The following is a 13,913-nucleotide window of genomic DNA, read 5'->3' on the forward strand; positions in this document are numbered from 1 at the left end:
TGCATGCGCAAGCGGCATAAATCGTCCATTTGGCGGGAAAGCCGCCCTTGATTGAGGCTTTGCGCCCGCGGGCCGCAGGCATACTTGCAGCACGTGGAAAATAACACCCAGTCACTTTTTGCCGCCCAGGCGCTCGAATCCCCCTGCGCCCTGGCCGCCGCGCTGGCGCCGCATGCGGCAGCCGGCCATTTCGACGAGTTGCGGGGCCGTGTCTCCGAAGGCCCCGCGCCCGTGGAAACGGCTGCGCCCGCCCAGCCCGTGCTGCGCGCGGCCGGCACCCCTGAAACCGCCGCGCCCCCGCCCGAAGCCACCGCCACCGACGACAGCCTGTCGCCCGACTGGACGCGCTTTTTCAACTTCCTGGGCGCCGACGGTTTTTACGACCTGAATCACCGCACCGCCAACCTGCGCCGCCAGATCCGCGATAACGGCGTGACCTACAACGTCTACGCCGACGCCAACGGCCCGCAGCGCCCCTGGGCGCTGGACCTCTTCCCCATGATGGTCTCGGCCGGCGACTGGGCGCAGATCGAGGCCGGCATCCAGCAGCGCGCGCGCCTGCTGGACCGTGTCATGGCCGACATCTACGGCCCGCAGGAACTGCTCTCCAAAGGCCTGTTGCCCAGCGCGCTGGTGCATGCCCACCCGGGCTACCTGCGCGGCATGCAGGGCGTGCAGCCGGCCGGCGGCACCTACCTGCACATCGCCGCCTTCGACATCGCCCACGGCCCCGACGGCCGCTGGTCGGTGGTGTCGCAGCGCACGCAGGCGCCCTCGGGCCTGGGCTACCTGCTGGAAAACCGCCTGACGATTTCGCTGCTGTTCCCCGAAGCCTTCCGCGAAATGAAGGTCGAGCGCCTGGCCGCCTCCTACAAGGCGCTGGTCGACGGCCTCAAGGCCATGAGCCCGGCCGACGGCAGCGAGGAGAGCCGCGTGGTGCTGCTGACCCCGGGGCCGTACAACGAAACCTATTTTGAACACGCCTACCTCGCGCGCTTCCTGGGCCTGACCTTGGTCGAGGGCAGCGACCTGCTGGTGCGCGACGACAAGCTTTACCTGAAAACCCTGCGCGGCCTGGAGCCGGTGCACGGCCTGCTCAAGCGCCTGGACGACGAGTTCCTGGACCCGCTGGAGCTGCGCTCGGACTCCACGCTGGGCGTGCCCGGCCTGCTGCAGGTGATACGCGCGGGCAATGTGCTGGTGGTCAACACGCCGGGCTCGGCCTTTCTTGAATCGAGCGCGCTGCTGGGCTTTTTGCCCGCGCTGTCGGAACACCTGCTGGGCGAAACCCTGGCCCTGCCCTCGCTGGCCACCTGGTGGTGCGGCGAGCAGGCGGTGCTGCAGGATGTGCTGGGCCAGCTCAAGAACTGCGTGATCAAGCCGACCTACCCGGGCTCGGGCATGGAGTCGGTGATAGGCCACACCCTGTCGCGCCGCGCACTCGACGAATGGGCCGGCCGCATCGTGCGCCGCGGCGAGGACTACACGGTACAGGCCTATTTGCCGCTGCCGCAGACGCCGACCTGGCAGGGCGAGCGGATTTCCCCGCGCTCGGCCATGCTGCGCGTGTTTGCCGTGGCCGACGGCAAGGGCTCCTGGCAGGTGCTGCCCGGCGGGCTGGCGCGGCTGGCCGGCAAGAACGAAAACATGTCCTCCATGCAACACGGCGGCAGCAGTGCCGACGTCTGGGTGCTGGGCGATGCGTCCGCGGCCAAGGCGGCAGCCCCGCGTGCCGAGCAGCCCTCGCCCGCCTGGGCCACCGCCCCGCTGCGGCATCGCCCGCCGGTTACCAGCCGCGCGGCCGAAAACCTTTTCTGGCTGGGCCGCTACACCGAGCGTGCCGAGAACTCCACGCGCCTGGCGCAGATCACCTTGCAATGCCTGGGCGGCGAAGACCAGACCTCGCAGCCGCTGCTGGCCTGGCTTAGCAGCATGGCGGTCGGCAATGCGCTGGTGCTGGACACCGTGCCGCCGGCCACGCAGGCGCGCCGCGTGTTTGAACGCGCGCTGATCGCCAACCTGGCCGACACCGAACAGGCCGCCAGCGTGGGCTTTAACCTGCGCGCGCTCAAGAGCGCGGCCTCGGCGGTGCGCGAACGCCTGTCGCAGGAACAGTGGCACATGATCGTGCGCACCGAAGCCGATTTTTTCCAGCGCTGCGCGGTGTTCAGCAGCGTGGGCCAAAGCCAGTCGCAAAGCCAGGGCGGCCAGGGCCAGAGCCAGTACCTGCTCGAATACTCTTCCGTCGAGGCGCTGCGCGCGCTCGAATCGGCCAGCGGCTTCCTCTCGGCCATGACGGGCGCGCAGACCGACCGCATGACGCGCGACGACGGCTGGCGCCTGCTCAGCGTGGGCCGGCTCATCGAGCGGCTCAACACCCTGGCCGGCGCGCTGGCGCGCGGTTTTGAAACCGGCTCGGTCTTCGAGGAAGGCGGCTTCAACGCCATGGTGGCGCTGTTCGACAGCACCATCACCTTCCACGCGCAATACCAGCAGCGCCGCGACATCCCGGCCCTGCTCGACCTGCTGGTGCTGGACCGCGACAACCCGCGCTCCCTGGGCTGGGTGGTGCAGACCCTGCGCGGGCGTCTGGCCAAGCTGGCCGGCAGCGCGCCGGGCGATATGCCCGAACTCGCGATGGAACTACCCGACCCCGGCAGCTGGGCGCTGGCCGATTTGTGCGCGGGCATGCAAGCCGATGATGAGAATGAAGGCGATGAAGACTGCCGGCAGCACGACGGCCGCCTGGTGCAGATGCTGGAGCAATGCTGCGACGCCGCGCTGGATCTGTCGGACACCCTGAGCCGCCGCTACTTCAGCCACGCGGCCTCCGGCAGCCAGAGCCTGGGCGCCTGATCCCCGGGCGCGGAGTCATCCCATGCTGCTGCACGTCGTCCACGAAACCCGCTACCGCTATGCCCCGGCGGTGGAAAACGCCCACCATGTGGTGCACCTCAAACCCGCCAGCCGCAACGGCCAGACCCTGCTGAGCTACGCGCTTCGCGTCGACCCGGCGCCCGTGCAATTGCGCGAGACCGTAGATGTCTACGGCAACACGCGCAGCTATTTTTCGCTGCAGGCCGCGCATGAAAGCCTGACCGTGGTGGCCGACAGCGTGGTGGCCACCACGGCCCTCAACCCGCTGCAGTCCGAAAGTGCCCTCTCCGCCGGCGCTGCGGTGTCGCAGCCCTGGGAGCAGGTGCGCGAGCAGTTCCGCTACCGCGCCGGCGCGGCCTACGACAGCGCCTCCGAATTCCTGTTCGCCTCGCCCTATGTGCCGCGCGACGAGGCCTTCGTCGAATTCGCCCGACCCAGCTTCCTGCCCGGCCGGCCGCTGCCCGAGGCGGCGCGCGACCTGATGGAGCGCATCCACGACACCATGACTTACGAGAGCGAAAGCACCGAGGTCAACACGCCGGCGCTCGAGGCGCTCAGGCAGGGCAAGGGCGTGTGCCAGGACTTCGCCCACATCATGGTGGCCTGCTGCCGCGCCATGGGCCTGCCGGCGCGTTATGTGAGCGGCTACCTGCTGACCAGCCCGCCGCCCGGCCAGCCGCGCCTGGTCGGCAGCGACGCCTCGCATGCCTGGGCCTCGGTCTATTGCCCGGGCCTGGGCGCCTGGCTGGACTTCGATCCCACCAACAACCGCGCGCCGGGCGAAGACTATGTCACGCTGGCCACGGGGCGCGACTTCCTCGATGTCTCGCCCATGCGCGGCGTGATACGCGGCGGGGCGCAGCACATCCTGGACGTGGCGGTGACGGTGGAGCCCCTGGCCGAGACCGAGGCCCAGTCCCTGGCTACCGCGAACTAAACGACTCCCCTAGCAGCGAACCCTCGGGCAGGCTGCCCACCAGGCGGCGCCTGCACAGGCCCACAAACTCCTGCGCCGCGCCCGACTGCGCCTGCTTGGGCTTGAAGGCCAGCAAGGCGCGGAACCACACTTCGGCCGCCAGCGGCACACTGCGCAGGCCCAGCGCCAGGTATTCGCGCGCCACCAGCGGATTGGTCACGGCCAGCCCGGCGCCGGCCAGCACCAGCGCGCATTGCGTCGCGCTGTAAGGGGTTTCAATCACAAAACGCGGCTGCACACCGGCCTGCGCCAGCGCCGCTTCCAGGCGCCGCTGCGCCGGGTCGGACGCCGACAGGCCCACCAGCGGCACCTCCTGCAAATCCTGCGGCCGCAACACCTGCTTGCGCGCCAGCGGATGGGCGGCCGGCATGATGCAGACGGCGGGCGCCTGGTAGAACAGCGAGGACACCAGCCCGCTGGCATCGGCCTCGTCGCCCAGGAAAGCCAGGTCCACCGCGCCCTGGAACAAGGCCTCGCGCAGCACCTTGGAGCTGTCGACCAAAAGCAGGCAGCGCGTGCGCGGGTAGCTGCGCTGGAATTCGGCCAGGGCCCAGGGCATGACGCTGGCGGCCATGGCATGCAACGAGCCGATACGCAGCACCGTGTCTTCATGCGACTGCAGCGCCACGATTTTTCGCTGCACCGCTTCCAGGCCTTCATAGACCCGCTCGACCTCCTCCATCAGCGCATGGGCTTCGGGCGTGGGCGTGAGCTTGCCCTTGGGCCGGTCAAACAGCTTGAGGCCGGCGCGCGCCTCCAGTTGCTGCAACAGCTGCGTGACCGCCGGCTGGCTCACATGCAGGGCCGCGGCCGCGCGGTTGGCCGTGCCCAGCCGCATGACCATGCGGAATACCTCGATCTGGCGCGCACTGGCTTCGGCCATGGCCGTCTCCTTATAAGTTTCACTTATTCTAAATCGCCAACAAGGCGTGCACGGCAGGCCCAGGCCTTCCTACCATTGGCCGCATGAATCCCCTTGTTTTCGAATCCCCCGCCGTGACCCGCAACCCGCAGTTGTTCGGGCTACGCTGCATCCATTGCGCCCGCGAATACCCCTTGCAGGACCTGCCCGCCGGTTGCCCGCACTGCGCGACGGCCGGCACGCCGGCGAGCCTGGAAGCGGTGTATGCCGAACTGCCCAAAACCCTAAAAACCGCCAGCACAGGTTATAAGTGGGGTGCCTGGCTGCCCTACACCCAGGGCATATCCCTGGGCGAAGGCGGCACGCCCTGCCTGGACCTGCCGCGCCTGGCGCGTGCCTTGGGCTTGCGCCAGCTCTCGGCCAAGCACGAGGGCATGAACCCCACGGGCTCGCACAAGGACCGCATGTCGGCCCAGGCCGTGAGCCGGGCGCTGGACGCGGGCGCGCAAACCGTGGTGCTGGCCTCCAGCGGCAATGCGGCGGTGTCGGCGGCGGCTTATTGCGCGGCCGCGGGCCTGGCCTGCGAAATCGCCACCTACCACGACATGCCGGAGCCTTTTGCGCGCGCGCTGCAGCGCCTGGGCGCCAAACGCCTGATGTTCGAGCGCGGCTTCGGCCGCTGGGAACACCTGCGCCGGCGCGTGGAGCAGGACGGCGCCTTTGCGCTGACCAACTACAGCGTGCCCGCCGTCGGCAGCCCGGCCTTCGGTGTCGAAGGCTACCGCGCGGTGGCGCTCGAATGTGTGGCCGACGGCTGCATCCCCGACCACGTGCTGGTGCCCACCGCGCGCGGCGACCTGCTCTGGGGTGTTTACAGCGGCCTGCGCGACCTGCTGCAAGCCGGGCTGATCGCGCGCATGCCGCGGCTCTGGGCGGTTGAACCCTTTCCCCGCCTGGCCCGCGTGCTGGGCGGCGAGCCGCTGCAGGCCGACTTCGCCGGCCAGACCATGCAGTTTTCCACCGGCGGCGGCACCGTCACGCTGCAGCAGGCGCTGGCCGTGCAGCGCTCCGGCGGCGGCGCGGTGGTGGTGGACGATGCCGGCGCCGCCGAAGGCAGCGCCCGGCTGGCCGCGCAAGGCCTGTGGGTGGAGCTGTGCGCGGGCGCCTGCCTCAGCGCGCTCGCGCAGTTGCGCGCGCGCGGTGAGGTCGCGCCTTCCGAACACGCCCTGCTGCTGCTGACCGCCAAGGGCGACCGCGACACCTTTGACACTTTTTCCTGACTCCCTGAACCCTCCCTGAACCCTCCTTGAACCGACCTCCCGTAAAGGATTTCCCCATGAAGACCCGATTGCTCACCACCTTGCTGCTGGCCGGCGCCAGCCTGATCAGCACCGCCGCCCATGCGGCCTACCCCGACAAACCGCTGCGCCTCATCGTGCCCTGGGCGCCCGGCGGCAGCACGGACGCGATTGCGCGCGCCGTCGCGCAGCGCATGGGCGAGACCATGGGCCAGAGCGTGGTGGTGGACAACCGCTCCGGCGCCTCGGGCCGCATAGGCACCGAGGCCGCAGCCAAGGCCGCGCCCGACGGCTACACCTTCGCCATCGTCGAGCTGCCGCATGCGATCGCGCCGGCCGTGTTCAACAAAATGCCTTATGACCTGCTGCGCGACTTCACGCCGATCTCCATGGTCGGCACCTCGCCGCTGATGCTGTTTGCCAGCGGCACGCCCTACAAGAACGGCGACATCAAGGGTTTCCTCAAACACTACCGCGCCAGCAAGGCGCCGCTGGCGCTGGCCAACAGCGGCAACGGCTCCATCAGCCATCTCTCCAGCGAGCTGTTCGCCACGGCTGCCGGCATCAAGGTCAACGCGATCCCCTACCGCGGCTCGGCGCCGGCGCTCACCGACGTCGCGGCCGGCCAGGTGGACGCCCATTTCGCGACGCTGGCCAGCGCCAGCGCGCTGCTGGGCGCGGGAAAAATCTCGGCCCTGATGGTGACGGGCAACACCCGCGTGGCCTCGCTGCCCGAGGTGCCCACCGCGCGCGAAGCCGGCATGGACAGCATGCAGTTCAACCAGTGGTGGGCCCTGGTGGCGCCGGCCACCACGCCCATCGAGATCGTCGAGCGGCTGCGCAGCGAAGCCGTCGCGGCCCTGGCCCACCCGTCGACGCGCGAGCGACTCACCACGCTAGGCATAGACCTCAAGGGTTCGAGCCGCGACGAGCTGCGCGCCTTTATGCGCAGCGAGGTGGACCGCTGGGGCGCGGTGGTGCGCAAGGCCGGCATCAAGCCCGAATAAGCGGCTACGCCGGCCGGGGCTGCATCACTTCCTTTCATGCCGCTACAGGCCGGCGCGCGGACGGGCCCGTCCTACAATTCCCCGAACCGCCCGCCGGGGCCTGTCTTCAACCAAAGGAACACCATGAGCGCCTACGACAAGCTGAAAGCACTAAACATCACCCTGCCCGCCGTGGCAACGCCCGTCGCGGCCTACCTGCCTTTTGTGCGCACCGGCAACCTGGTGTTCCTGAGCGGCCATATCGCCAAGAAAGACGGCAAGCCCCTGGTCGGCCAGCTGGGCAAGAACATGACAACCGAAGAAGGCAAGACCGCCGCGCGCTCGGTCGCCATCGACCTGATGGGCACGCTGGAAGCCGCCGTCGGCCTGGGCAAGGTCAAGCGCATCGTCAAGCTCATGAGCCTGGTCAACTCGACCGGCGACTACACCGAGCAGCACCTGGTGACCAACGGCGCCAGCGAACTGTTCGGCGAGATCTTCGGCGATGCCGGCAAGCATGCGCGCAGCGCCTTCGGCGTGGCGCAAGTCCCCATGGGCGCTTGTGTCGAGATCGACCTGGTCGCGGAAGTCGAGTAATCCCCGCTGCCGCGGCGAGCACCCGCAGTCACTGTGGGGCCGGCAAGGCGGCGGCAAGCAGCGGCTCACGCGAGCCCTTAAACTCATGAGGCCCCGGCCATCCTGCCGGGGCAGCGTTCTCAGGGCGGGGTGAAATTCCCCACCGGCGGTGTTTGCAGGCAACTGCATCAGCCCGCGAGCGCCCGGCCCTCCTCACGGTGGGCCGGGGTCAGCAGATTTGGTTCAAGTCCAAAGCCGACGGTCACAGTCCGGATGAAAGAGAGCGCGATGCCATCGGCTGTGCCGTGGGCGCCTGCGCGCCCCTGGCTGGCCGCAGGCTCGTGCGCCCTGATTCTGGTAACACCTAGTGAGAGGCCATCCATGAGTCAGACCCTTGTTTCCTCCCCTTCCACCGCCCATTCTGGCGGCTCCCCTTCCAAGGCGCGTTTCGCCTTTATCCAGTCGTCCTGGCACGAAGACATCGTGGACCAGGGGCGCGGCGCCTTCCTGGCCGAAATGGCCAGGCAGGGCGTGGGCCCCGAATCCATAGACACCTTTGAAGTGCCGGGCGCTTTCGAGATTCCGCTGCATGCCAAAAAACTCGCGCAGTCGGGCCGTTATGCGGGCGTGGTCTGCTGCGGGCTGGTGGTGGACGGCGGCATCTACCGCCACGAATTCGTCGCCGATGCGGTGATCAGCGCGCTGATGGGCATTCAGCTGGAGACCGGCGTGCCGGTGTTCTCCGCGGTGCTGACGCCGCAGCATTTCCACGAGCATGAAGAGCACCGCCAGTTCTTCACCGCCCACTTCCTGACCAAGGGCAAGGAAGTGGCGCAGGCCTGCCTGGAGACCGTGGCGGGCCTCAGGAAGCTCGAAACGCTGCTCGTGGCCTGAGGCCGGATGCCCGCCCCCTTTCACAAGGCGGCGGGCGCCGAACTTCTTACTCGACGCGGGTGACGCCGGTGGGCTTGAAGCCCAGGTCGGCCGCCTTGCCCTTGCGCGCACGTGCCGCGCGGGCGTTGTTCAGCGTGCGGATTTCCAGCGTCTCTTCACGAGCCTTGCCGCCGCGGCCTATGCCTTCAATCTTCACGCTGCGGGTGTAAGCCGCCGCGCCGGCCAGGGTGTCCTTGGCTTCAAGGTCTATCAGCATCAGGCCGCGGCCGCCGGCGGCCTGCATTTTCAGTTCGCCGATTTCAAAGGTCAGGATGCGGCCGCCCGTGGAAGCGCAGGCTACGTGGGTGGCCGGCAGCATGGGCGTCGCGCCGCTGTTGAAGGCCGCGTGCGAGGGCCTGCAGATGGTTTCGCCCTCGGCGCAGCTGATAAAGGCCTTGCCGGCTTTCAGGCGCGACGTCATGTTCTCGACCGTGGCGAGGAAGCCGTAGCCGCCGCTGGCGCTGAGCAGCAGCGCGGCGTTGGACGGGCCCGCGAAGTAGTGCACCAGCTGCGTGCCCGATTCAAGGTCGATCATCGTGGTCAGCGGCTGGCCGTCGCCGCGCGCACCAGGCAGCGAGGACACCGGCACCGAATAAATCCGGCCGCGCGAGCCGAAGGCCAGCAGCGTGTCGACGGTGCGGCATTCAAAAGTGCCGTACAGCCCGTCACCGGCCTTGAAGGCAAAACCCGCCGGGTCATGGCCGTGGCCGCTGCGCGCGCGCACCCAGCCCTTGTCGCTGATGACCACGGTCACGGGTTCGTCGAGCACCTTGACTTCGAGCACGGCTTTTTTCTCGGCCTGGATCAGCGTGCGGCGCGCGTCGGCGAACTGCTTGGCGTCGGCCTCGATTTCCTTGACCAGCAGGCGTTTGAGCGCTGCCGGGCTGCCGAGGATTTCCTCGAGCCGGCCTTGCTCTTCACGCAGGTTCTTGAGCTCCTGCTCGATCTTGATGGCTTCGAGCCGCGCCAGCTGGCGCAGGCGGATTTCCAGGATGTCCTCGGCCTGGCGGTCGCTGAGTTTGAAACGCTCAATCAGCGCGGCCTTGGGTTCGTCCGACTGGCGGATGATGGCGATCACCTCGTCGATATTGAGCAGCACCAGTTGCCGCCCTTCGAGGATGTGGATGCGGTCCAGCACCTTGTCCAGGCGGTGCTGTGAACGTTTTTGCACCGTGGTCTGGCGGAATTCAATCCACTCGCCCAGCATCTGGCGCAGGGTTTTCTGCGTCGGCTTGCCGTCCAGCCCGACCATGGTCAGGTTGATCGGAGAGGAGCTTTCAAGGCTGGTGTTGGCCAGCAGGGTGTTGATGAGTTCGGACTGGCCGATCTTGCTGGTCTTGGGCTCGAACACCAGGCGCACCGGGGCGTCCTTGCTGGACTCGTCGCGGACCACGTCGAGCACGGCCAGCACGGTCTGCTTGAGCTGCACCTGGTCCTGGCTCAGGGCTTTTTTGCCGGCCTTGATCTTCGGGTTGGTGAGCTCCTCGATCTCCTCGAGCACGCGCTGGGTGCTGACGCCGGGCGGCAGTTCCTGCACCACCAGCTGCCACTGCCCGCGCGCGAGTTCCTCGATTTTCCAGCGCGCGCGCACCTTGAGCGAGCCGCGGCCCGTGCTGTAGGCGGCCGCGATTTCCGCGCTGCCGGAGATGATCTGCCCGCCGCCCGGGTAGTCAGGGCCGGTGATCAGCGAAAACAGCTCGTCGTCGGACAGCTTGGGCGTCTTGATGAGGGCCACGCAGGCGTCGGCGACTTCGCGCAGGTTGTGGCTGGGGATTTCGGTGGCCAGGCCGACGGCGATGCCGCTGGCGCCGTTGAGCAGCGCAAACGGCAGGCGCGCGGGCAGCTGGCGCGGCTCCTCGAAGGAGCCGTCGTAGTTGGGCACGAAGTCGACCGTGCCTTCGTCAAGCTCGTCGAGCAGCAAGGTCGTGATGCGCGCCAGCCGCGCCTCGGTGTAGCGCATGGCCGCCGCTCCGTCGCCGTCGCGCGAACCGAAGTTGCCCTGGCCGTCGATCAGCGGGTAGCGCTGGCTGAAATCCTGGGCCATGCGCACCATGGCGTCATAAGCCGCCTGGTCGCCGTGCGGGTGGTATTTACCGAGCACGTCGCCGACCACGCGGGCGCTTTTGACGGGCTTGGCCCCGCTGGCGCCGTTGGCGCCGCCAAAACCCAGGCCCATGCGCGACATGCTGAAAAGAATGCGGCGCTGCACCGGCTTCTGGCCGTCGCAGACGTCGGGCAAGGCCCGGCCCTTGACGACGCTGAGCGCGTATTCAAGATAGGCCCGCTGCGCGTACGCGGCCAGCGAATCCTGGTCGGCGGGTTCGGGAATGGGGGCGACTGCGTCCGGTGTAAAGAGATCGTCCATCGTGAATTTGGCTTGGGGCTAAGTCGGTTGATACCGGGCCGGCATGCTTAAGCGCAGCCGGTACGGAATGATGAAAAGAAAAAAGGGGGCGCCGCTTTGCAGCGCTGCCGGATGTTCCGGCGAAACGCCAGCTGCATGGGTCTCAGTTCCGCTCGGGTGGGGCCTCTGGCGTGGTGGTGGCCGCGACCGTGGTCGGCACCATGTTGCCGCGGCCCGTGCTGCCGCCCATCATCTCCATGCGCACGCGGCCGCCGGGGGCCATCATGCTGGGGGGTTTGAGGTGGTTGTAGAGCTGCATCACGGTCTTGACGTAGTTTTTGGTTTCCGGGTAATTGGGGATTTTGTTGCCCGCGCGCTGCACCGCGCCCTCGCCGGCGTTGTAGGCGGCAATCGCCAGCTCGAGCTGGCCGGGGAACATGGCGATCAGGTCGCTGAGGTAGCTGGAGCCGGCCCGGATGTTGGTCTTGGGGTCGGTGAGCTTTTTGTGGACCGTGGAATCCTTGCTGGCCCGCACGCCGTAGCGCTCCGCCGTCGGCGGGATCAGCTGCATCAGCCCGACCGCGCCCTTGGGCGAGACGGCCTGGGTGTTAAAGCCCGACTCGGTGGCGATCAGGGCCTGCAGCAGTTCGTAGTCGATGCCGTGCGTGGCCGAAGCTTCACGCAGCAAATGCTTGACGGCCTTGTAGTTGGGCGACACGTCGAAGTAAGCCAGCAGCTTGGGCGGCGCGGCGGCCACGCCGGTGGCGCGGTTGGCGCCGCTGCCCACGGCCTTGCCACTGCGGCCGGTGTTGCTGCCGTCGGCACTGAAGCTTTCGCCGCCGCGGAAGAAGAGTTCATAGCGGTCGTCCAGCCGCACGGCAGAGAAGTGCGCGATGCCATCCTTGTCGACATAACCCCAGATGTCGGCATGGGCGGGGGAGGCGAACAGCGCGGCCAGGCCCATGGCCGCCAGCGGCAGGCCCAGCGCGCGCAGGGGCCGCCGCAGAAAGGAAAGAAAAGTCTCAGGCAAGTTCATCAAATATCAATTTCCACGGCGTCACCGTGCAACTCCATCAGTTCGCGCCGCGCCGCGGCTTCGCCCTTGCCCATCAGCTTGGTGATCAGGCTCTCGGTTTGCAGGAAATCCTGGTTGCCCAGTTGCACGGGCAGCAAACGGCGGGTATCCGGGTTCAGCGTGGTCTCCCAGAGCTGTTCCGCGCTCATTTCACCCAGGCCCTTGAAGCGGCTGATGCTCCAGGCGCCTTCTTTCACGCCGTCCTTGCGCAATTTATCCAGAATGGCGGTCAACTCGCCCTCATCAAGGGCATAAAACTTGGATGCCGGCTTTTTGCCCCGGGCCGGCGCGTCCACCCGGAACAGCGGCGGCCGCGCGACATACACATTACCCGATTCAATCAGCTTGGGGAAGTGGCGGAAAAACAGCGTGAGCAGCAGCACCTGGATGTGGGAGCCGTCGACGTCGGCGTCGCTCAGGATGCAAACCTTGCCGTAGCGCAGGCCGCTGAGGTCGGACGTGTCGTTGGGGCCGTGCGGATCGACGCCGATGGCGACCGCGATGTCGTGAATTTCGGTGTTGGCGAACAGGCGGTCGCGCTCAACCTCCCAGGTGTTGAGCACCTTGCCGCGCAGCGGCAGGATGGCCTGGCTTTCCTTGTCGCGGCCCATTTTGGCGCTGCCGCCGGCCGAGTCGCCCTCGACCAGGAAGACTTCGTTGTGTGCCAGGTCGCGGCTTTCGCAGTCGGTCAGCTTGCCGGGCAGCACAGCCACGCCCGAGCCTTTGCGCTTTTCGACCTTCTGGCCGGCCCTCTGGCGGGTTTGCGCGGCCTTGATGGCGAGTTCGGCCAGCTTGCGGCCGTAATCGACGTGCTGGTTGAGCCACAGCTCCAGCGTCGGCCGCACAAAGCTGGAAACCAGGCGCACCGCGTCGCGCGAATTGAGGCGCTCCTTGATCTGGCCCTGGAACTGCGGGTCCAGCACCTTGGCGCTCAGCACATAGCTGGCGCGGGCGAAAACGTCTTCGGGCAGCAGCTTGACGCCCTTGGGCAGCAGCGAATGCAGGTCGATAAAGCTCTTGACGGCGTTGAAGAGGCCGTCACGCAGGCCGCTTTCGTGGGTGCCGCCGGCGCTGGTCGGGATCAGGTTGACGTAGCTCTCGCGCATGGGCTGGCCGTCTTCGATGAAGGCCACACACCACTGGGCGCCCTCGCCTTCGGCAAAGCTGTCGTGCTGGGCGTCGGCAAACCCCTCGCCCTCAAACATCGGGATCACCGGGTCGCCGGTCAGGGTCTGCATCAGGTAGTCGCGCAGGCCGCCCTTATAGAGCCAGGTCTGGGTGTCCTTGGTTTTCTCGTTGGCCAGCGTGACGGTGACGCCGGGCATGAGCACGGCCTTGCTGCGCAGCAGGTGGGTGAGCTCGGCCATGGGCAAGGCCGCCGACTCGAAGTACTTGGCGTCCGGCCAGGCCCGCACGGTGGTGCCGGTCTTGCGGTCGCCGTCGCCGTTTTTGCGCAGGTGCAGCTTTTCGGTGACGTCGCCTCCCGAAAACACCAGGTGGGCGACCATGCCTTCGCGGTAGGAGGTGACCTCCAGGCGCTTGGACAGCGCGTTGGTCACGCTGACGCCCACGCCGTGCAGGCCGCCCGAGAAACTGTAGGCGCCGCCCTTGCCCTTGTCGAACTTGCCGCCGGCGTGCAGCCGGGTGTACACGAGTTCGATCACGGGCGCTTTTTCTTCCGGGTGCATGCCGAAGGGAACGCCCCGGCCGTCGTCGTCCACGCTGACCGAGCCGTCGCTGTGCAGGGTGACCTTGATCTTCTTGCCGTAGCCGGCCAGGGCCTCGTCGGCGGAGTTGTCCAGCACTTCCTGGATGATGTGCAGGGGGTTGTCGGTGCGCGTGTACATGCCCGGGCGCTGCTTGACGGGCTCCAGGCCCTTGAGCACGCGGATCGAGCCTTCGGAATATTCGGTGGGTAGTTTGTCAGCCATGGCAGATGAAAGAATTGCCGCAATTGTAGTCCGGGCCGCAAAAGTCACTGTATGG

The 13,913-nt window shown here is 67.6% G+C and carries 10 protein-coding genes and 1 riboswitch; of the genes, 6 read left to right on the top strand and 4 right to left on the bottom strand.

The features are described from left to right. Window positions 1-93 precede the first annotated feature (93 nt). Entirely contained in the window at window positions 94-2,856 is a 2,763-nt protein-coding gene (locus BLQ85_RS11010; protein ID WP_074577732.1) for a circularly permuted type 2 ATP-grasp protein, read from the top strand. A 22-nt stretch (window positions 2,857-2,878) separates the two neighbouring features. Beyond that, window positions 2,879-3,814 carry a transglutaminase family protein gene (locus tag BLQ85_RS11015; protein WP_074576908.1) on the top strand — a complete coding sequence of 312 codons (936 nt, stop codon included), beginning with the start codon at window positions 2,879-2,881 and terminating at the stop codon, window positions 3,812-3,814. Here BLQ85_RS11015 and BLQ85_RS11020 read toward each other — a convergent pair. Then, entirely contained in the window at window positions 3,801-4,736 is a 936-nt protein-coding gene (locus tag BLQ85_RS11020) for a LysR family transcriptional regulator (protein ID WP_074576910.1), read from the bottom strand. The two genes, BLQ85_RS11015 and BLQ85_RS11020, sit on opposite strands and share 14 nt — an antisense overlap. Before the next feature lie 83 nt (window positions 4,737-4,819). Here BLQ85_RS11020 and BLQ85_RS11025 point away from each other — a divergent pair, with 83 nt between their 5' ends. From BLQ85_RS11025 to BLQ85_RS11040, 4 genes are all read left to right on the top strand, one after another. Further along, entirely contained in the window at window positions 4,820-5,995 is a 1,176-nt protein-coding gene (locus BLQ85_RS11025) for a threonine synthase (protein ID WP_074576912.1), read from the top strand. Between the two features lie 56 nt (window positions 5,996-6,051). Continuing rightward, on the top strand, window positions 6,052-7,020 hold the full coding sequence (locus BLQ85_RS11030) for a tripartite tricarboxylate transporter substrate binding protein (protein ID WP_074576914.1): 969 nt from the start codon (window positions 6,052-6,054) through the stop codon (window positions 7,018-7,020). A gap of 123 nt (window positions 7,021-7,143) precedes the next feature. Further along, window positions 7,144-7,596, top strand: a complete 453-nt coding sequence (locus tag BLQ85_RS11035) for a RidA family protein (RefSeq protein WP_074576917.1) — start codon at window positions 7,144-7,146, stop codon at window positions 7,594-7,596. A gap of 111 nt (window positions 7,597-7,707) precedes the next feature. Continuing rightward, window positions 7,708-7,864, top strand: a riboswitch (FMN riboswitch). A gap of 92 nt (window positions 7,865-7,956) precedes the next feature. Further along, complete coding sequence (locus BLQ85_RS11040; RefSeq protein WP_074576919.1) at window positions 7,957-8,469, top strand: 6,7-dimethyl-8-ribityllumazine synthase; 513 nt, start codon at window positions 7,957-7,959, stop codon at window positions 8,467-8,469. Window positions 8,470-8,515: 46 nt separating this feature from the next. Here BLQ85_RS11040 and parC read toward each other — a convergent pair whose 3' ends face one another. The 3 genes from parC to BLQ85_RS11055 all read right to left on the bottom strand — a co-directional run bounded on the left by parC (window position 8,516) and on the right by BLQ85_RS11055 (window position 13,858). Continuing rightward, the gene (gene parC, locus BLQ85_RS11045; RefSeq protein ID WP_074576921.1) at window positions 8,516-10,873 is read right to left on the bottom strand and encodes a DNA topoisomerase IV subunit A; all 2,358 of its coding nucleotides are present in this window, start codon (window positions 10,871-10,873) and stop codon (window positions 8,516-8,518) included. 142 nt (window positions 10,874-11,015) lie between these two features. Further along, window positions 11,016-11,888, bottom strand: coding sequence for a lytic transglycosylase domain-containing protein (locus BLQ85_RS11050; RefSeq protein ID WP_074576923.1), 873 nt, complete (start codon window positions 11,886-11,888; stop codon window positions 11,016-11,018). Beyond that, the gene (locus tag BLQ85_RS11055) at window positions 11,888-13,858 is read right to left on the bottom strand and encodes a DNA topoisomerase IV subunit B (RefSeq protein WP_074576925.1); all 1,971 of its coding nucleotides are present in this window, start codon (window positions 13,856-13,858) and stop codon (window positions 11,888-11,890) included. Before BLQ85_RS11055 ends, BLQ85_RS11050 begins: the two co-directional genes overlap by 1 nt. Between the last annotated feature and the right edge of the window lie 55 nt (window positions 13,859-13,913).

It is taken from the genome of Polaromonas sp. JS666 (assembly GCF_900103405.1).
Taxonomy (GTDB): domain Bacteria; phylum Pseudomonadota; class Gammaproteobacteria; order Burkholderiales; family Burkholderiaceae_C; genus Polaromonas.